Here is a 17,454-nt window from a genome sequence, read left to right as displayed (position 1 = left end):
TCCGCTTCATGAACGCCAGGTGGTTGGCATAGATTGTCCATTCCGCAAGATTGGTAAAATACGTTGCAATATAAGCTCTAACTGCCAATTATCCTGCGCTATGCCACGCACAATTAGCATGCCATTCCATGCTGAGGCCGCGAACCCTTTGCATTCTTCTGCTGCTAACACATTACGTAATGGTTCAAGGCGACTGGATACATCGGATGCAACTAAAACAAGCGTTGTAACGACACGATAACCGGCTGCCACCGCAGGATCCTTCAAAAGAACATTTACAGAATCGCTTTCAAGTTTCAGCGTATCTTCCAAAATGCGCCGCCCATCCCGCCGAACGGAGAGACCATCTCTGACATGCAGTTGCTCAACACATTCACCCGAAGCAACGCGACCAAAAAAACGGCTTTCAAGAAACAGAAATCGCGCATTATCCGCCATCTCTACAGTCATTTTGCGCTGTAAACGGCTACCATCAAAAAAAATCGTGCCGTGCGGCAACCATTCCAAACATGCATCTTCCGCGATATGGCAGGAAACATTTATTCGAGCTGCCGGATCATTCGAACGCGCTCGATAAATACGTTCAGCCGCTTGAGATGTGACAAGAAGATTTGTGTGCGGGTTACACCTCAAATCTCCCTCAATGCGGTCTCCTGCCGCTATACCACCTGAAATATTTACCGTGACAACTTCCATCTGTTGGCCTGCAACACGAGGAAATAACAAGCGGCAGCATCCCTCCTGCTCCAACCCGTAGCATTGGGTCTGAGAACGATCATTTCGGACTTCCAACCCAAAACGACCGTAAGCACGTTGCAGAAGAGGCACTTAATTGTATCCAATTCCTGTAAGAACTATTTTTAAATAGATAGGGTATTATGCTTCCGTCAATAAGGGTGGGATATACGCATATTTACGTATAAGAAATAAGGTTATAAATTATAAAATATACTGTAATTATTGAAAAAATCTGTTTTCAGGAAATATCAAACTTCCTAGACTCCTTAGGTTACACATGAGAAGAATACTTTGTTATAACTTCAATGCCACTGCAGAAAATGTAACATGGAAAGCTATAGGGTTGTTTACCATATTAGGTGGTTTTAACATTGCAACTTGGCTTTGGGCCTCCATTGCTTTCCGCTATTCTCCCAGCTTATTAAGTATGGCGTTTGTCGCATATAGCTTGGGCCTACGCCATGCCGTAGATGCTGATCATATTGCTGCTATTGATAATATAACTCGCAAATTAATGCAGGAAGGCAAACAACCACTTTCTGTAGGGCTTTTCTTTTCCCTAGGTCATTCTAGTGTCGTAGTGATAGCATCCATCTTAGTTGCTGCCACAGCGACAACTTTTACACAAAAGCTTCATGTTATTCAGAAATTTGGCGAAATTATCGGACCAATGACTTCTATTGTTTTTCTAATATTTGTTGCCATCATGAATATTGTGATTTTTTATAATCTTTATCAAAATTTTTGTTATGCTAAATCTGGGAACATATCTCACCAAGAAGATATCCAGATTTTTCTTAATAAAGGGGGACTACTCACTCGTTTTCTTAAACCATTATTCGGTCTTATTCATAAAACTTGGCATATGTACCCACTGGGTTTCCTATTTGGCTTGGGGTTTGATACCGCAACAGAAGTTGGGTTACTCAGCTTATCGGCAAGCCAAGCATCCCATGGCATGACGCTCTGCTCTATCTTGGTCTTTCCTGCGCTCTTTACTGCGGGCATGTCTCTTGTAGATACACTAGATGGCGTTTTAATGCTTCGTGCTTATGGTTGGGCTTTTGTAGAACCTGTTCGAAAATTTTATTATAATATGCTGCTTACTGTCGTTTCTATCGTCATTGCTTTGCTCATAAGCGCCATTGAAGCACTTGAACTTATACGGAACCATCTTGGCCCTGAATATGCTTTATGGAACTGGTGTGAAACTTTAAGCGAAAACTTTGGCATTTTAGGTTGCGTGATTATTGCCATATTCATGACGTGCTGGGGTGTATCTGCTGTTATGATCAATCATAAAGAAATATAAAAATACCTCCTTCCACAATTTGGAAGGAGGTATTTTGCAACACACTAGATTTTAAATATCAGACTTTCAGGATACCTGTGGTTTTCTGGAATTAGCTGCTGCAACCTTTTTGCCCCATTCCACCAACGTTTTGGTGCAATCAGAACGTTCAATCTGGCATTCGATAATGGTGGGACCTTCATGGTTTGCCTTAGCTTTTTTGATAGCCTCTGCTAGTTCACCTGCTGTGGTGGCTTTTAGGCCCAGACCATGACCATCTTCCGCATTGAACACTTCCATCAAGCCTGCGTAATCCCAGTTCTTGATGTAGTTGTAAGGGCCATCGTGAATGGCAATTTCAATAACATAGCCACGATTATTCACGAGGAAGATAATAACTGGCAGCTTATAACGCACCATCTGCGCCATTTCCTGCGCAGTAAGCTGGAACGAGCCATCACCTACCATAAGAATATGCTGTCGCTCTTGAGACCCCATGGCGTTCCCGAAAGCAGAGGGTACAGACCAACCAATATGCCCCCACTGCATTTCCAGCTCAACACGTGCACCGCGCGGCAAATCCATGCGCGTAGCGTTGAACCAAGAATCCCCTGTTTCAGCAACCAAGGTAGTATCTGATGTCAGCATTGCGTTGATCTGACGGGTCATTTCATCATTTGTCAGACGCGCATCTGCCTTAGATGCTTCAATAACAGGCGTATGTTTTTTACTTTCCTGCGCCGTTAACGGACGGCTAGGAGCTTTTTTTGCCAGCTCTTCAAGGAATTCACGCAACGTGAAGCCTTCGTATGTCTTGCCGCCCACAGTGACACGGTTAGGTTCTGCCAACAAAACATTGTCACCCTTGGGCCATGCGGTCCAACCTACTGTGGAATAGTCATTAAAGACGGGGGCCACACAAATAAGGGCGTCAGACTTTTCAACCAGCTCCTGCGCACCAGGAGAAGAAACATCCCCCCAATAAAGACCACGAAAACCTTTGTGATCTTCTGGGAAAAAGCTTTTTGCTGCCGCCATAATCGTAACAGCACAGCCTAGCTTATCGGCCAGATGTTCTGTTTGTGTCTGTGCGTGTGCCGCGCGCACTTTGCTACCTACAATCATGGTAACACGCTGAGATTTTTCCAGCAGAGCAACAGAAGCTTCAACGGCCGCTTTTAGACTGACATCATCTACCCGCAATTCTGCCAGCAAGGACGAGACCGGGCCAGGGCGAACACATTCTGCATCAGATACGTTACAGGCAATTTCAACATATGCCGGCTTGCGTTCACGCAGGGCTGTGCGGATTACATGATCAATTTTGGCTGGGGCAGATGCTGCATCTGTAATGCTTTCTGCCGCGCATGTTACATGCCGCATCATTTCCAACTGGTAGGTATAATCGTTCGTGCCCAGCGTATGATGCAGAATATGGCCGGTTCCATAATCATTGCTATTAGGTGAACCAGAAATCAAAATAACAGGCAGGTTTTCTGCATATGCACCAGCAATAGCGTTCATGGCAGAAATGGCCCCCACACTAAAGGTAACCACAGCGGCCGCTGCGCCATGAGCACGTGCGTAACCTTCTGCACTAAAACCACAATTCAGCTCATTACAGCAATAGACCTGTTCCATTTCCTTATTTGCCAGTAACTGATCCAGAAGAACCAGATTAAAATCTCCGGCTACGGCAAAGTGGTGCTTTAATCCAATCTGAGAAAGACGCTCAGCAAGATACATGCCGACTGTATATGTCATGGTTTAATCACTCCTATCGGAATAGCCTCAAAAAAACGGCTTTTAGCTAAAACCCTCAATCAGACAAATGTCCAATATATGAAACTGGTGGTTGTCATATAAAAAACATATCTCACAACCAAGAAAATATCCTATTTCTCCTTCTATAAAATAAGGTCAACCTATTGATATTAAGTATTTATTTTTGATATATGTGGGTTTTTATGTCGATTGCGCAAGCATATATTTATATAATAGATCACAAAATGTCACCACATCGTGAATGATTATTCTTACTAAACAAAATTTTTACGCTTCTTTCCAACACTTTAACTTTAATGCCTTAAAAAGGCGCGGAAAGTGTGAGAATGCGCCAATTCCCAGATCTTCCCGAAAAAACACTCCAACTTTCTGGATAAACATCTAATTTATTTAGAATATGAAAAGAATTTTTTATACCATCAGCGATAATACATGCGCTTAATGCACGTATGATGATAGGAGAAGCTATTATCAAGAATGTTTCTTGGTTTTTGGCGTTATCAAAAAGGCTATCCAGCCATGCTTTTAACCTAGCATGAAATGCATATATACTTTCTCCACCAACTGGAGAGTGCGTAGGATTCATAAATTGCTCCTGCTCTTCTACCGATAAACTTTTCAAACTCCGCCCTGCCAAAGCTCCATAATTTCTATTCCTTAGCTTCTGCTCCAAAACAATATTTTGTTCTAAAAGAAGACGATCTGAAACTACAAAAATATCAGATGCACAAAAAATACGCGAAATATTATGTTTTTCCAAAAAATCTTCTTGGATTATTTTAGAAAATGGAAATTTTATTATTTTGTTTTGCTCTGGTATATAACCTTTACGTACATTATCAGGTATTAAACTTCCTACCAAGACAACGCGTACTACTGGTAGATTGGGCATCATTTCTTCCAAGATTTTAGATAAGTATCATTCTTTCATTACTGTTTGCCACATTGTCGTGAACATCGTAAGTTCCGCCGCATATTTTAACGCTTGAGTGTGTTCTTCCGGAAAGCATGATGTCTATTTTTTCTATACGATTTATCAATAAATTGAATTACAAGACCTGCTACATTGCTGCTTTTCTGGCCCTTACAGGATGCACTCCTCCTGTTTCTGTTCAGCAGCTTAGCCTAACAGAGGCTTATCAAGATCGCACCCATACCGCTCTTAACGGAACAATCCTGAGTAACACCACCCGTATTGTGCTGGAACGCCAAAATTTGCTGGGCATATGGCAGGCACACCCAATTGCCGCCATTGAAATCCTGCGCAAAAGCACGCAAGACCAATTCTACACTCCAGATTTGAATGACCAACTTTTTGCGTTGGCAGAACTCAGCTACTTACGGGGGAAAAAACATAAATCCCGTACAGATTTCATGGCGGCTGCCATGTATGCATATGCCTATCTCAATCCTGCCGATAAAACGACTGAACATCCAGACCCATATGATCCACATTTTCGGCAAGCATGTGATATTTATATGCTCAGCCTGACAGAGGCTTTAGGTTCTCCTGCAAATATCAACTCTCAACACTGGGTGCTACCATTTGGCGATCTGGATCTTTCATCTGTGCCATCAGAACGTATATGGCATGGCTATGAGCTTACTGATTTCCGCCCCACTGCGCGCCTTACTGTAAAAGGCGTTAAAAACATTTACAGCCACATGGGGCTGGGCGAACCCCTTGCAGCCATTCCACATGTAAGTGGTCGTGCACCATCCTCCTTTACAGTTACGGATAAACTACGCATTCCTGTCAGCCTGTTTATGGAAATACCAGACCCACGCAGACAAGTTCTCTCCGATCATATTACCGGCCATCTAACCCTTACAGCTTTAGATAATCGTGGGCATATTCTCACAACCAACAATACACCTATACCTCTACAGTACGATCAAACAGCCTCACGCGCACTTAGCCTCAGCAATGCTGTAGATTGGTCTAGCGAATACAAAGGTTTTCTGGACGGTCGTTTTTTTGATAATGGCCGCAAACCTCAGCTTATTGCCATAGAACCACACCGCTACGGGTGTATTCCCGTTGTGCTTGTTCACGGCACAGCATCCAGCCCTGGGCGATGGGCAGATATGGTGAACGATCTTCTGGAAGATCCTCAAATTCGTGCTCATTTTGAGTTTTGGTTTTTTTCTTACGCTACGGGAAATCCCATCCCATACTCGGCTTTTCAACTCCGCGAAGCCTTGGAATCCGCCATTCAAAACAATGGTGGTACGCAAGCAGATCCTGCACTTGGACATATGGTACTTATTGGCCATAGCCAAGGCGGGCTTTTGGCAAAAATGCAGGTGATAGACCCTAAAGATAAACTCTGGAATGGGCTAACACACCACCCTTTCAACAGTTTACACCTTACCCCAAAAGCTCATAGATTTTTGCAAGAAACTCTGTTTCCAAAACCGTTGCCTGAGGTGCAACAAGTTGTGTTTATCTCTACACCACAACATGGAAGTTATCTGGCGGCACTTTCTTTAGCGCACCTTGTTGGCCGTATGGTGACATTTCCTGTCAGCCTAACTGAAGTAATGCAGCAAGTTGTCATTGGAGAATCTGGTTCAATACGTGTCAACATGAGCCCATGGCGTATGGGCAGTGTGTATGGCATGACACCCCATAGTGCCTTTATCCGCTCTTTAGCATCCATACCGGTTGTGCCAGAAGTACGTACGCACTCCATTATTCCCGTTCTAGGGGATGGCCCATTAGCAACTGCAGATGATGGCGTGGTAAAATACCGCAGTGCGCACATACCTTATGCTGATTCTGAACTGGTTGTGCGGCATTCTGACCATTCCACACAATCCAACCCTATCACTATTGCAGAGGTGCGCCGTATTTTGCTGGAGCATCTCGCTCGCCTTACACCGGGAGCTCCAGAAACAGGGGATATGAGCAAACAAAATATCACACGTATTGGCGGTGAATATCAGCCAACAACACCCCCGGTGCATCCATGAGCAAGTTCCAACATAATTCTTCCACATATGGGTGGGTTTTCTGGGTAAAAGCTGCTGGTGCTTTCTTATTCAGCCTTTACTCTGCGGCTGCATTTTATTATTCCACCTTAACGCCAGATATGCTGCGTTTAGGCCTGAGTATCATTTTTCCGTTGCTTATTTTGGGGATGTTCTTTTTTGCCCCAGCCCGGCTTAGCCGCACCACTATTCCAGTTTTATGTGCTGTTTTTATAATATGGTATTTAACGGATCCACCGCGCAATCATCGTGATTGGGCTGGAGAGTATGCCTTGCCAGCAGATGCCGTTTTGACTGGTCGGACTGTGCATATTCAAAACATACGGAATTTTAAATACAAAACAGAAACAGATTATACACCACACTATTATGATGCCACATATAATCTGGATGACCTTTCATCTGTAGATATGATTACATCCTATTGGGCTGGGGAAAGTATTGCACATGTTTTTCTTACCTTTGGATTCAAAGACGGGCATCACCTAGCCATATCTATCGAAACGCGCAGGCAAAAGCGCTTTCCGTATTCGGCGATTGCTGGCTTCTTCCATCATTATGAAATGTTTTATGTTACCGCAGATGAACAGGATTTAATTGGTGTTCGGACAGATATCCGCAAAGAACGCGTCTATCTTTATCGACTCTTTATTGCACCGCAAACACGTGAACGCCTGTTTAAAAGCTATCTTTCAGAAATTCATTTTCTGCATACTCACCCGCGCTGGTACAATACGCTCGCAGATAACTGCACAACAGAAATTCTCTCCCGCGCTGGCGCTCAACTCCATTACCGGCTGGATTGGCGCGTTTTGCTAAGCGGTTACACGGCCTCTTTGGCATATGATCTGGGGCTGCTGAACACACAGTATGATTTTCCCACCCTCAAACGCCTTAGCCGTATTCAGCGGCCGGACGGAGCGATGCCAGATGCACACTATTCGCAAGAAATCCGGGCTCATTTACCTTTAGATAAGTCCCCTACACTTTCACAAATCAAATAACAGAAATGTTATAAATGCTGTTACATGCTTAAGATGCTGTTTCGACAACAAAAAACATAAATAAGACTTGCGAATAAGAATTACTTATTAAAACTCGTTGATATTTAACGATTTTCTGTTTGCATTATGCCAAAAACATCCGTAAAAACACTTCACAAACTTCCACCAAAATCTGGAAATCGTATCATGGTAAAAGATCCTAAAGTTATCGAACATCTGAATATCCAGCTTACAAATGAGCTGACAGCTATCAACCAGTACTTCCTGCATGCACGCACACTGCGCCACTGGGGCGTTACCCTGCTGGGCAAGAAAGAGTACGAAGAATCCATTGAAGAAATGCGTCATGCTGACTGGCTGATTGAACGCATTCTGTATTTGGGTGGGCTGCCTAACGTCCAGCGCCTGAACACCATCCTGATTGGTCAGGACGTGAAGGAAATTCTGGAATGCGACCTGAAGCTGGAAGAAAAAGCTTTGGGTGATCTGCGCGAAGGCATTGCCTATTGCGAAAGCGTGCGTGACTTTGTTTCCCGTGATCTGCTGCTGAAGATCCTTGAAAATGAAGAAGAACACGAAGACTTCCTAGATCGTCAGTTTGATCTGATCAAGCAGATTGGCATCGAACGCTACATCCAGCTGAACTCTGCAGCGGCTCCCGATCAGGAATAATTGCTGATCAAAGACTATGGGGTGTATAAGTGCCCCATAGTCACCCTGCCATTTAATTTACAGCAAATAAATCTGCATAAACTTCTGGCTTAAAGCCAACCGTAATTTCCCCTTCCCGGTCTAAAACGGGCCTTTTTATAAGGGATGGGTAAGCAACCATAAGCGCTAATGCGCGTGATTCATCAATATTTTCTTTTTCAGAATCGGGCAATTTACGAAACGTGGTGCCAGCTTTATTCAGCAACTTTTCCCACCCAACATTTTGCGCCCACTGTTTGAGTGTTGCTGTATCTATTCCCTGTTTTTTATAATCATGGAAACTATACGCCACACTATGCGCCTCTAGCCACTTCATGGCTTTACGCATCGTATCGCAGGATTTAATTCCGTATATCGTTATTGTTGCACTCATAACCTCTCCCTTGAGCAAACCAACTTTTCCTATGGTTGGATATTCAAAAGTTTCCGCATTTCTTCCATAAAAGCTGCATCCCGTTCCAAATCAAACGTGCGTGCAAAAACACCCGCATACCCCACACAAACAGGTTTGGTTTTTACGGCATCTGCTTCTGTTAAGTAACGCGGCACAATATGGGTATGGAGAGAGGGTTCCTGATTACACCATGTTTCATAATTAATTCTGGCGGCACTCGTTGCCTTTAACAGGGCATCACCTACCGTTACGCAATCTGCCAGATATTGTATACGCTCCTGCCCGTGCAGATCATTCAGGCTCGGTACAATCGGGTCTGACAGAAGCTGGCAATAACCTTGTACTGGTTGTGTATCTGCAACAATAAGCCAACCTGAAGGCATACGCCCAATAACCTGAGGGAACTTCCCTTCTCTCGCCCATTCAACACGTTGTTGAATTACATTTTTTGCCATGCTCAGCCTCAGTCATAATTTTGCTTTCTGCAACACACCCGAGAAAAGCCATGTTACGTGGCTTATCGAATCAATCGCAGGCGTAATACCGAAAGCAGTCTGGTTCATGCCCGTTTACCATGCCTGCGGCTTGCATCCATGCATAAACAATAACCGGGCCAACAAAGCAAAAGCCGCGTTTCTTCAATTCCTTGGAAAGAACCTGTGAAGCGCGCGTTTGCGCAAGCGCATGAGGCTGTTTCGTCTTTACAGAATTTTGCTGCGCCACATCCCACGCAAAACTTGCAAAATCCTCGCCTTTTGCCTGCATCTGCAAATAGGCATGAGCATTTTTAACAGTCGCTTCTATTTTTAAACGTGCGCGAATAATCCCGGCATCCTGCATCAATCTTTGCACATCTTGCTCTGTAAACTGCGCTACTTTTTCTGGATCAAACCCAGCAAAAGCCCTCCGAAAATTTTCACGCTTCTGCAGCACCGTATTCCATGAAAGCCCGGCCTGAAAACTTTCTAGCACCAGCATTTCCCATAAGATGCGCGCATCCTTAATGGGCACACCCCATTCAGCATCATGGTAAGCGCGCAAAATCATGTTCCCACATGCCCATTTGCAACGGTGCTTATGAGAATCCATATAATTTTTCGGCTTTAGAAGCGGCGCTGAGGCTGCGTTGTCTGCACAAAGGCAAACTGTGCGCCTTCTTCCCGAAGGATTTGATCTTTCCTTTTGGTAGATTTTGTTCCGAGTTTATCAGCAATCTCGTGCGTGGCAGATAGCAGGCCTTTGTCACCTTTTAAAAGACCAATCAAAATCCTTACCCGCAAGGCTTCATCTTCACTCTGCAAGCTGTAGTAAATCGTGCGCGATTCGCGACGTGGCACAATAAGGTTAGAACGCCTTAACGTGCCTAACTGCTGGCTGAGAGTCGGCTGGCCAATCCCGGTTCTGCTTTCCAGCTCCCCCACTGCCAGCGCCCCATGCTGCAAAAGTGCATCCAGAATCATGAGGCGCTGCGGCTGAGCAAACAGCTTGAGTTGCTCCACCAACTGTTTTGCTTCGTCTAAAGACATTTCCACCATGAGCTTACCGCCCCTGATCAGGCTTTAAACACATGAACCACGATGGCCCTGCCTGCATAACAGCATCTTGAGTTTGCGCCGTAGGCAGCACCACATTCCCTCCGGGTGCCCAACCTTCGGGGGTGAGAACATCCCCCTCATCCACCCGTTGAAGGGCAGCAAGCAAACGTAGTAATTCCGCCACAGATCGGCCAACAGTCATGGGGTAACATGTTGTGGCCCGCACAATACCTTGTGGGTCAATCATGTACACACTGCGCACGGTTGCGCTATTCCGGGCTGTTGCATCCAGCATACCATACGCACGTGCAATGGCCATGGATGGATCTTCTACCACCGGGAAAGGAATCCGAACGTCAAACCTCTCCCGTATGGCTTCAATCCATGCAAGATGGGCAGGCAGGCTATCTACGGAAAGGCCTACCAATGCACAGTTCATAGCTGCAAATTGCGCAGCAGCCTGAGCAAACGCAATAAATTCACTTGTACAAACTGGTGTAAAATCTGCTGGATGCGAAAACAGCAGCACCCACTGCCCACGCAAAGCACTTAACGTAAGCATGCCTTGGGTTGTCCGCGCCATAAAATCTGGAGCCATGTCTCCAATTCTGGGTGCGGCCACTACCGGCTCCAACTGACTGGTATCTATGATGCGGTCATTCATAGCAGCAGTGTTTACGCGCATTCTTTCACTTGACGCAAGATGCTTTCATTCTTAATTAAAGTGTATATTCATGTTTACTTAAAATAATAAACTGTTGGGAGTTTCCCTTATGTCAGATCCAGCTATCGCCACAGCCACCCAGCAGATTTTAATGGCTGTGCAGCATCCCGAACAACAACCTGTTGTAAAAACCTTTTTTGATGAAAAAACCTTCACAGCCAGCCATGTAGTGCATGATCCACAAACTCTAACGGCTGCCGTTATTGATAGCGTGCTGGATTATGATCAGGCTTCTGGTCGTATTAAATACGATTCTGCTCAAAAAATTGTCGATTATGTGCGCACTGAAAAATTGCAGGTTGCATGGCAACTAGAAACACATGCGCATGCTGATCATCTTTCCGCCGCACCATGGTTGCAGGAACAACTGGGCGGCAAGCTGGGTATTGGTGCCAACATTGTGCAGGTGCAGGAAGTTTTTGGTAAAATCTTTAATGCCGATACCAGATTTGCACGTGATGGATCTCAGTTTGATCATCTTTTTACAGATGGCGAACAGTTCAAGCTGGGCAACCTGAACGCCATAGCATTACACGTGCCAGGCCATACCCCCGCAGATATGGCTTTTATTATCGGTGATGCAGCCTTTATTGGCGATACACTGTTCATGCCAGATTATGGCACTGCCCGTGCAGACTTCCCCGGTGGAGATGCCCGGATGCTGTATCGCTCTATCCGCCGTCTTCTCACCTTACCAGCGGAAACGCGCCTTTTCCTCTGCCACGATTACAAGGCTCCGCACCGTGATACCTATGCGTGGGAAACCACTGTAGGTGCAGAGCGCGCGCATAATGTGCATGTGCATGAGGGCGTAAGTGAGGATGAGTTTGTAAATATGCGCACATCACGAGATGCAACACTTGCCCTACCCAACCTGATTATGCCTTCCGTACAAATCAATATCCGTGGGGGGCATATGCCAGAACCAGAAGATAACGGCACAAGTTACATCAAGATCCCCATCAACAAGCTCTAAAATTTACTGACCTTTCTGGATACCACATATGCTCACCTTATCTGTTCCCCATCTCCTGCTAGAACTTATGTCTGGCGTACTGGTCGGTTTTACTTTGGGATTAATTGGTGGCGGGGGGTCCATTCTGGCAGTACCGCTTATGGTATATCTGGTAGGTGTAAAAAACCCTCATGTGGCTATTGGCACCAGTGCATTGGCTGTAGCTATCAACGCATTGGTGGGGCTAGCACAGCATGCACGCAACCATACGGTCAAATGGCGCTGTGCAGGTATCTTTGCATCGTGTGGGGTCGCGGGAGCGTTTATTGGGGCCGCCATCGGCAAAACAGTTGATGGTAAAAAGCTACTTTTGTTTTTTGCTCTGTTAATGATTGGCGTGGGTATTCTTATGCTCCGCGGGCGGCACAACATTGGTTGTCCGGGTGCAAGCTGTAATAGACACAACGCTCCCAAAGTTATGGGCTACGGCCTTGGCACGGGCTTACTTTCCGGCTTTTTTGGCATTGGTGGCGGCTTTCTAATTGTGCCCGGGCTTATTGCATCTACCGGCATGCCTATTCTCAATGCAGTTGGCACGTCTCTGGTTGCCGTTTCCGCTTTTGGGTTTAGCACTGCTTTAAGCTATATGCTGTCCGGCTATATTGATTGGCAGTTGGCGGCTCTTTTCATTTTAGGTGGGGCCATTGGTTGCCTTTTTGGCACCCGCACAGCCCGCCGCATGGCAAAATCTTCTAGTCATCTTACAACACTTTTTGCCTGCATTATTTTTATCGTGGCAGTTTATATGATCTGGCAAAGTGTACAAAAATTATAAAGCTTATGCGCTACCACACAGCTTACGAGCACTCGCCAACGCTGTGTGAAGCTGCATGTAAATATTATCCTTTCCAAGCACTACTATAATATGGTGGCGCTCCATATCTTTTAGAAAAAATGGAGCAACACGACCAAACAACACGGTAATCCCACGTGCATGCAGCCTTTGCAAAACATCCCGCACCACTTGCGCGGCTGAATAGTCAATATCGGTAATTGCACTGCAATCTACCACAACACATTTTACCGGGTCCGGCGCGGATGAAATCAGCGTCATGATATCATCTGTAAACAAATTACAATTTGCATAAAACAAATCTGCACAAAACCGATAAATGATAATACCCGGCATACTTTGCTCTCCGGGTGCCACCGCTTCAGCCTCTAACATTCCAGTCGTGGCTTCTGGTGCCATTACCAACGTATGCGGCATATAGCTATGCCGAACGTGCCGAAATAAAGAAAGCGCAATAGCAATAAAGATACCCTGTTCCACCCCTACACTTACAACCGTAGCGGCTGTTACCAGTGCTAAACGAAATTCTCCGGGGCTTTCATTGCGAATGCCATTAAGCGCCTGAATATCTATCATTCGCACGGCCACACAAAACACAATGGCACCAAGCACGCAACGAGGGAGATACTGCAACGGTGCAGGAAAAAACAAAAGTACACAGGCTGTTACAGCAGCAAAAACAAGCTGTGCTTTTTGTGATCTTGCGCCTGCCTGCACAGCCATAGCTGTTTGCGTGGGGCTACCATTTACCGTAAACGTGCCTGTTAAGGCAGCCGCAGCATTGGCAGCACACAGGCCCACAATATCTGCATTTTCATCAACATGTTCATGAAACATGTTTGCAAAAGCACGTGAAGTTGCAGCACTTTGCGCAATAATAACAAAAACACAGGACGCCGAAATGGGTAGCAGAGCTAGTATATCATGCCAGCCGGGCAGAGGTACGGAAAACGCTGGCAAACCACCACGTATGCTGCCCAGAATGGCAACGTCGTAATGTTGTAAGTCTAACTTCCAACTACAAAAAATACTGATAACCACAACACACAAGCTTACTGGCCAATGAGGCTTCTGCCTTGCTCCTGCCAACAACACAACACAGCTCAGGCTGGCAATGACCATGCTTAACCCTTGCATCTGCCCGAAACCTTGGAATAACCCTATCGCCTGAGCCAGTGTATTGTGAGAGGATGAGACTAGGCCTGTCATGTCATACAACATGCTTAAGCCCACTTGTACACCCACGCCTGCCAAAAAACCCACCAGCACAGTGCGAGACAAAAAATCTGCCAGAAACCCTAACCGAAATAAGCGGGCAACTAAGAGAAATCCTGCATTAAGGAGAGCAACTGCGCTAACCAACTCCATATATCTGGCACTGCCGGGGGAAACCATTTCTGACAGACCACTGGAAAAGATGGCAGCCGTAGCAGAATCTGCAGCTACCACCAGATGGCGTGAGTATCCAAACAGGGCAAACGCTACCAACGGGAACAACACTGTATATAGCCCGCACACAGCAGGCATTTCAGCAATACGGGCATACCCCAGAACCTGAGGAATGTTCATGGAGGCTAAAGAAAGCCCTGCCAGCATATCCGACCATGACCCGGACTTTTTGGTTATCCGTTGGCCGAGCCAATTTTTTATGCCTAACAAGGGCGACATACTCTCTCCATCCCATTCTATTTGCGTGCCATGATACCCTCAAATATCATAATTGAGGCTTCACTCTTTAGGATGCACCTATGTCAGTTACTCTCTACCACAATCCTTCCTGCGGCACTTCACGCACAGTTCTGGGCCTTATTCGAGATGCGGGAATTGAACCGGAAATTATCCTTTATCTGAAAGCTCCCCCAACTCGTGCGGAATTGGAAAGCATTCTTGCCAAAGGAAAATTGAGCGCACGCGACATTTTGCGCAGCAAGGAAGCATTATGTAAGGAAGTGGGGCTTGATGCACCCGACATCAGCGATGATCAGATTCTTGATGCCATTGCAGAATATCCCAAACTTCTCAATCGTCCTGTTGTAGTCACACCCAAAGGTGCAAAAGCCTGTCGCCCGGCGGATATTGTGCTGGAACTGTTATAAGTTTTTCCACAGCCATACGCCCTATCTCTTACCCAAGGGGGCGTATGGTGTTACTTCAATGAACTCAAATATCATAACACGGATACTTGAGTTCATTGATATTTACTTATCCGATACATCGGCTAAAAGAAGCTCTGCTTTTTCCTGCGCAATCACAACCACATCCTGCTGATCCGTTATTGCCGCAGCATCACCACAATGTAGAACATTTCCGTTTATAGTTACAATGCCTGATACAACCAGCAGATAAAGATCACGCCCTAACGTGGTGCTGTAAGCTGCCCCCTCCGCCGCGGGTATCACCGCATGTAACAAGCGTGCACGCGCAGTTAACGCAACAGGGGCACCATCTGTAATCTGACCTTCTTCCTCCGGGTCATCTTCTGGAAAGCCTGATGCAAGAATTCTAAAACCACCGTCTTCCAATTGGGGAAAACTTGCACGAATTTCTTGCGCAGGCAGCACACCTTCTACATCCGCCATAAACCAGAACTGAATAAACGCAGCACCCGCCAGACCAGCACTCCACTCTACCCTTTGGCACCCTGTACCTGTGCTTAAAAGATGCAACCCTCCGGGCCCAATATCTTCCTGCTCAAAATCATCTGCATTGCTGATCAGACTTCCTGTGGAGAGCCATGTTAGAATATCCACATTAGCTTCAGGCCCCAGATAATATCTTTGGGCCGGCGCAAGCTTACCCAGATTAAGCACACGTAAGCGTCCATCATGCGTGTATGATGGATCTTGATAATCAGCGAATGCAAAATGACAGCGCAGTATGAGCGTATCTGAATGCGCGTTACCCAGAGTTGCCGCACGTCTGATTGTTATCATACGCCAATCTCACACATGTTTTTTTGCTTTCGTTTTGTCTGGGTAAATACCTTCCCAGCCGCCACCAACTGCACGGTAAAGGTGCGTGACAGACCCTGCCACGCGCGCCGTGGCATCTGCCAATGCACTTTGAGAAGACAAAAGCGCATTCTGCAATGTCAGCACATTTAAAAAGTCGGATGAACCCTGCACATATTGGGCCTTGGCTGTATCCACTGCAATTTCGTTTTCATGCACGGCTTCAGCCAATTCATCACGCCGCCGCTGAGCCGCCGTAAAATCGGCCATGGCATCATCAATTTCCTGCCACGCCTTTAAAACCGTGCGCTGGAACATAGTTGCTGCTTCTTTCTGCTGCGCCTTACGCAAATGCAACTGGCCTGTTAGCCTTCCACCTTCAAACAAAGGGAGTGTTGCAGTAGGGCCAAAACCATACTGACGTGATGCCCATGAACCCAAACCACTAAACTGAAGGGCCTGCACATCCAAACTGCCAGATAGTGTGACGCGCGGAAAGAAATCTGCAATGGCTACACCAATACTGGCCGTGGCAGCATGCAAATGATCTGCCGCCATACGAATATCAGGCCGATGCTCTGCCAGTTCGGATGGCAAGCCCACCGGCACCAAGGCAGGCACCAGAGGGATTGGGCCTGGCGCCCCAAGTTCTGCATCCAACGCCCCTGGTTCACGCGCAACCAGAAAGCTCAAGGCATTTAGCATGTGCGTTGCTTGCGCCTGCAAAGGTGGTAAGCGTGCCTCAAATGTATGAAGCTGGCCTGTAGCTTCTGCCACATCCAAACGTGTTGCGGCCCCTTGCTCGAACCGCAATGTGGTGAGTTTTACACTATCTTTTGCAACCTGAATATTATGCTGCAAAATGCCAATCTGCGTTTGCGTTGCGCGTAAATCAATATAATCCTGCGCTGTTTCTGCCATAAGAGATACCAGAATATCTCGTCGCATTTCCTCCGTTTCGTGCATGGCTGCTGTAGCAGCTTCCACCTGCCGCCGCACGTGCCCCCAAAAATCCACTTCCCACGATGCGTTCATACCGTATTGGGGCAAGTTGAATGAGGGATTCCCCACACTTCCGGGCAATGCTGTAGGCCCAAACCCTTGAGAGCCAGATGCAATAGACCCCGCCTGTTCACGCTCCATAGTGCCCAGCAAACCCAGCACACCATTGGTGCTGGCGCGTTCACGCCCATAAGATGCATTGGCTTCTGCATGAGGAAACTGTGCAGCACTGGCAATGCGCCGCTCTGCCTGACTTTGCATCAAACGCAGGCTCGCCGCTTTAATATCCAGATTGGAAGCTGCAACCTCATTTTCCAGCTTAGTCAGCACCGGATCATGAAACAGTGTCCACCACTGCGGATCTGCTGAAGCCGTCGTAATCTGGCTTTCTGCTGGCGGTTGGGTTGTGCGCCAATCTGCTGGCGCTTTAACCTGCGGCTTGTGATAGTTTGGCCCAACAGTGCAACCAGAAAGCACCAGCACGGATAAGCCGGAAAGAAAAAGACGCTTCATGGGA

General features: G+C 46.4%; 18 protein-coding genes. 7 read left to right on the top strand and 11 right to left on the bottom strand.

The features are described 5' to 3' along the window. Nucleotides 1-6 precede the first annotated feature (6 nt). Nucleotides 7-828: an urease accessory protein UreD gene (locus FKW19_RS01680; protein ID WP_089179646.1), complete on the bottom strand. Its 822-nt coding sequence runs from the start codon at nt 826-828 to the stop codon at nt 7-9. Between the two features lie 187 nt (nt 829-1,015). On the opposite strand from FKW19_RS01680, the gene FKW19_RS01675 reads away from it, so the two are divergent. After that, a complete protein-coding gene (locus tag FKW19_RS01675; RefSeq protein ID WP_089179647.1) occupies nt 1,016-2,050 on the top strand; it encodes a HoxN/HupN/NixA family nickel/cobalt transporter in 1,035 nt (344 codons plus the stop codon). Between the two features lie 66 nt (nt 2,051-2,116). Here the strand turns inward: FKW19_RS01675 and FKW19_RS01670 are convergent, their stop codons facing one another. Together FKW19_RS01670 and FKW19_RS01665 are read right to left on the bottom strand one after the other, a co-directional pair. Continuing rightward, on the bottom strand, nt 2,117-3,793 hold the full coding sequence (locus tag FKW19_RS01670) for an alpha-keto acid decarboxylase family protein (RefSeq protein WP_006115789.1): 1,677 nt from the start codon (nt 3,791-3,793) through the stop codon (nt 2,117-2,119). 322 nt (nt 3,794-4,115) lie between these two features. Next, entirely contained in the window at nt 4,116-4,709 is a 594-nt protein-coding gene (locus FKW19_RS01665) for a histidine phosphatase family protein (protein WP_193561117.1), read from the bottom strand. Between the two features lie 116 nt (nt 4,710-4,825). On the opposite strand from FKW19_RS01665, the gene FKW19_RS01660 reads away from it, so the two are divergent. The 3 genes from FKW19_RS01660 to bfr all read left to right on the top strand — a co-directional run bounded on the left by FKW19_RS01660 (nt 4,826) and on the right by bfr (nt 8,484). Further along, entirely contained in the window at nt 4,826-6,790 is a 1,965-nt protein-coding gene (locus FKW19_RS01660; RefSeq protein WP_089179649.1) for a triacylglycerol lipase, read from the top strand. Continuing rightward, nucleotides 6,787-7,812: a DUF4105 domain-containing protein gene (locus FKW19_RS01655; RefSeq protein ID WP_063354646.1), complete on the top strand. Its 1,026-nt coding sequence runs from the start codon at nt 6,787-6,789 to the stop codon at nt 7,810-7,812. Before FKW19_RS01660 ends, FKW19_RS01655 begins: the two co-directional genes overlap by 4 nt. 186 nt (nt 7,813-7,998) lie before the next feature. Further along, complete coding sequence (gene bfr, locus FKW19_RS01650) at nt 7,999-8,484, top strand: bacterioferritin (RefSeq protein WP_035352900.1); 486 nt, start codon at nt 7,999-8,001, stop codon at nt 8,482-8,484. Between the two features lie 52 nt (nt 8,485-8,536). On the opposite strand, the gene FKW19_RS01645 is transcribed toward bfr, so the two are convergent. The 5 genes from FKW19_RS01645 to FKW19_RS01625 form a co-directional block, all read right to left on the bottom strand. Next, on the bottom strand, nt 8,537-8,896 hold the full coding sequence (locus tag FKW19_RS01645; RefSeq protein WP_089179650.1) for an ArsC family reductase: 360 nt from the start codon (nt 8,894-8,896) through the stop codon (nt 8,537-8,539). A 29-nt stretch (nt 8,897-8,925) separates the two neighbouring features. Continuing rightward, entirely contained in the window at nt 8,926-9,372 is a 447-nt protein-coding gene (locus FKW19_RS01640; RefSeq protein ID WP_089179651.1) for an HIT family protein, read from the bottom strand. Between the two features lie 70 nt (nt 9,373-9,442). Further along, nucleotides 9,443-10,006 carry a DNA-3-methyladenine glycosylase I gene (locus FKW19_RS01635; RefSeq protein ID WP_089179652.1) on the bottom strand — a complete coding sequence of 188 codons (564 nt, stop codon included), beginning with the start codon at nt 10,004-10,006 and terminating at the stop codon, nt 9,443-9,445. 14 nt (nt 10,007-10,020) lie between these two features. Beyond that, nucleotides 10,021-10,452, bottom strand: coding sequence for a helix-turn-helix transcriptional regulator (locus tag FKW19_RS01630; RefSeq protein ID WP_006115779.1), 432 nt, complete (start codon nt 10,450-10,452; stop codon nt 10,021-10,023). Nucleotides 10,453-10,456: 4 nt separating this feature from the next. Further along, nucleotides 10,457-11,137: a peroxiredoxin gene (locus FKW19_RS01625; RefSeq protein ID WP_006115778.1), complete on the bottom strand. Its 681-nt coding sequence runs from the start codon at nt 11,135-11,137 to the stop codon at nt 10,457-10,459. A gap of 88 nt (nt 11,138-11,225) precedes the next feature. Here FKW19_RS01625 and FKW19_RS01620 point away from each other — a divergent pair, with 88 nt between their 5' ends. Together FKW19_RS01620 and FKW19_RS01615 are read left to right on the top strand one after the other, a co-directional pair. Continuing rightward, nucleotides 11,226-12,152: an MBL fold metallo-hydrolase gene (locus FKW19_RS01620; RefSeq protein ID WP_035352896.1), complete on the top strand. Its 927-nt coding sequence runs from the start codon at nt 11,226-11,228 to the stop codon at nt 12,150-12,152. A gap of 28 nt (nt 12,153-12,180) precedes the next feature. Further along, the gene (locus FKW19_RS01615; protein WP_089179653.1) at nt 12,181-12,966 is read left to right on the top strand and encodes a sulfite exporter TauE/SafE family protein; all 786 of its coding nucleotides are present in this window, start codon (nt 12,181-12,183) and stop codon (nt 12,964-12,966) included. Nucleotides 12,967-12,969: 3 nt separating this feature from the next. On the opposite strand, the gene FKW19_RS01610 is transcribed toward FKW19_RS01615, so the two are convergent. Then, nucleotides 12,970-14,652, bottom strand: coding sequence for a SulP family inorganic anion transporter (locus tag FKW19_RS01610; protein WP_089179654.1), 1,683 nt, complete (start codon nt 14,650-14,652; stop codon nt 12,970-12,972). Nucleotides 14,653-14,732: 80 nt separating this feature from the next. Between FKW19_RS01610 and arsC the strand changes: the two genes are divergently transcribed. After that, nucleotides 14,733-15,080, top strand: a complete 348-nt coding sequence (gene arsC, locus FKW19_RS01605; protein ID WP_089179655.1) for an arsenate reductase (glutaredoxin) — start codon at nt 14,733-14,735, stop codon at nt 15,078-15,080. Between the two features lie 102 nt (nt 15,081-15,182). Here the strand turns inward: arsC and FKW19_RS01600 are convergent, their stop codons facing one another. Both FKW19_RS01600 and FKW19_RS01595 read right to left on the bottom strand, forming a co-directional pair. Then, entirely contained in the window at nt 15,183-15,917 is a 735-nt protein-coding gene (locus FKW19_RS01600; protein WP_089179656.1) for a hypothetical protein, read from the bottom strand. A gap of 9 nt (nt 15,918-15,926) precedes the next feature. After that, the gene (locus tag FKW19_RS01595) at nt 15,927-17,450 is read right to left on the bottom strand and encodes an efflux transporter outer membrane subunit (RefSeq protein WP_089179657.1); all 1,524 of its coding nucleotides are present in this window, start codon (nt 17,448-17,450) and stop codon (nt 15,927-15,929) included. Nucleotides 17,451-17,454 lie beyond the last annotated feature (4 nt).

This window comes from Acetobacter sp. DmW_125128 (assembly GCF_008704325.1).
In the GTDB taxonomy this organism is placed as follows: Bacteria; Pseudomonadota; Alphaproteobacteria; order Acetobacterales; family Acetobacteraceae; genus Acetobacter; species Acetobacter oryzifermentans.
This window is presented reverse-complemented; position numbering and strand designations above follow the sequence as displayed.

What these genes read in the sequence shown, in the direction of transcription:
- FKW19_RS01675 (WP_089179647.1), top strand. Translation starts at nt 1,016, where the DNA reads ATGAGAAGAATACTTTGTTATAACTTCAATGCCACTGCAGAAAATGTA.
- FKW19_RS01670 (WP_006115789.1), bottom strand. Translation starts at nt 3,793, where the DNA reads ATGACATATACAGTCGGCATGTATCTTGCTGAGCGTCTTTCTCAGATT.
- FKW19_RS01665 (WP_193561117.1), bottom strand. Translation starts at nt 4,709, where the DNA reads ATGATGCCCAATCTACCAGTAGTACGCGTTGTCTTGGTAGGAAGTTTA.
- FKW19_RS01660 (WP_089179649.1), top strand. Translation starts at nt 4,826, where the DNA reads ATGTCTATTTTTTCTATACGATTTATCAATAAATTGAATTACAAGACC.
- FKW19_RS01655 (WP_063354646.1), top strand. Translation starts at nt 6,787, where the DNA reads ATGAGCAAGTTCCAACATAATTCTTCCACATATGGGTGGGTTTTCTGG.
- bfr (WP_035352900.1), top strand. Translation starts at nt 7,999, where the DNA reads ATGGTAAAAGATCCTAAAGTTATCGAACATCTGAATATCCAGCTTACA.
- FKW19_RS01645 (WP_089179650.1), bottom strand. Translation starts at nt 8,896, where the DNA reads ATGAGTGCAACAATAACGATATACGGAATTAAATCCTGCGATACGATG.
- FKW19_RS01640 (WP_089179651.1), bottom strand. Translation starts at nt 9,372, where the DNA reads ATGGCAAAAAATGTAATTCAACAACGTGTTGAATGGGCGAGAGAAGGG.
- FKW19_RS01635 (WP_089179652.1), bottom strand. Translation starts at nt 10,006, where the DNA reads ATGGATTCTCATAAGCACCGTTGCAAATGGGCATGTGGGAACATGATT.
- FKW19_RS01630 (WP_006115779.1), bottom strand. Translation starts at nt 10,452, where the DNA reads ATGGTGGAAATGTCTTTAGACGAAGCAAAACAGTTGGTGGAGCAACTC.
- FKW19_RS01625 (WP_006115778.1), bottom strand. Translation starts at nt 11,137, where the DNA reads ATGCGCGTAAACACTGCTGCTATGAATGACCGCATCATAGATACCAGT.
- FKW19_RS01620 (WP_035352896.1), top strand. Translation starts at nt 11,226, where the DNA reads ATGTCAGATCCAGCTATCGCCACAGCCACCCAGCAGATTTTAATGGCT.
- FKW19_RS01615 (WP_089179653.1), top strand. Translation starts at nt 12,181, where the DNA reads ATGCTCACCTTATCTGTTCCCCATCTCCTGCTAGAACTTATGTCTGGC.
- FKW19_RS01610 (WP_089179654.1), bottom strand. Translation starts at nt 14,652, where the DNA reads ATGTCGCCCTTGTTAGGCATAAAAAATTGGCTCGGCCAACGGATAACC.
- arsC (WP_089179655.1), top strand. Translation starts at nt 14,733, where the DNA reads ATGTCAGTTACTCTCTACCACAATCCTTCCTGCGGCACTTCACGCACA.
- FKW19_RS01600 (WP_089179656.1), bottom strand. Translation starts at nt 15,917, where the DNA reads ATGATAACAATCAGACGTGCGGCAACTCTGGGTAACGCGCATTCAGAT.
- FKW19_RS01595 (WP_089179657.1), bottom strand. Translation starts at nt 17,450, where the DNA reads ATGAAGCGTCTTTTTCTTTCCGGCTTATCCGTGCTGGTGCTTTCTGGT.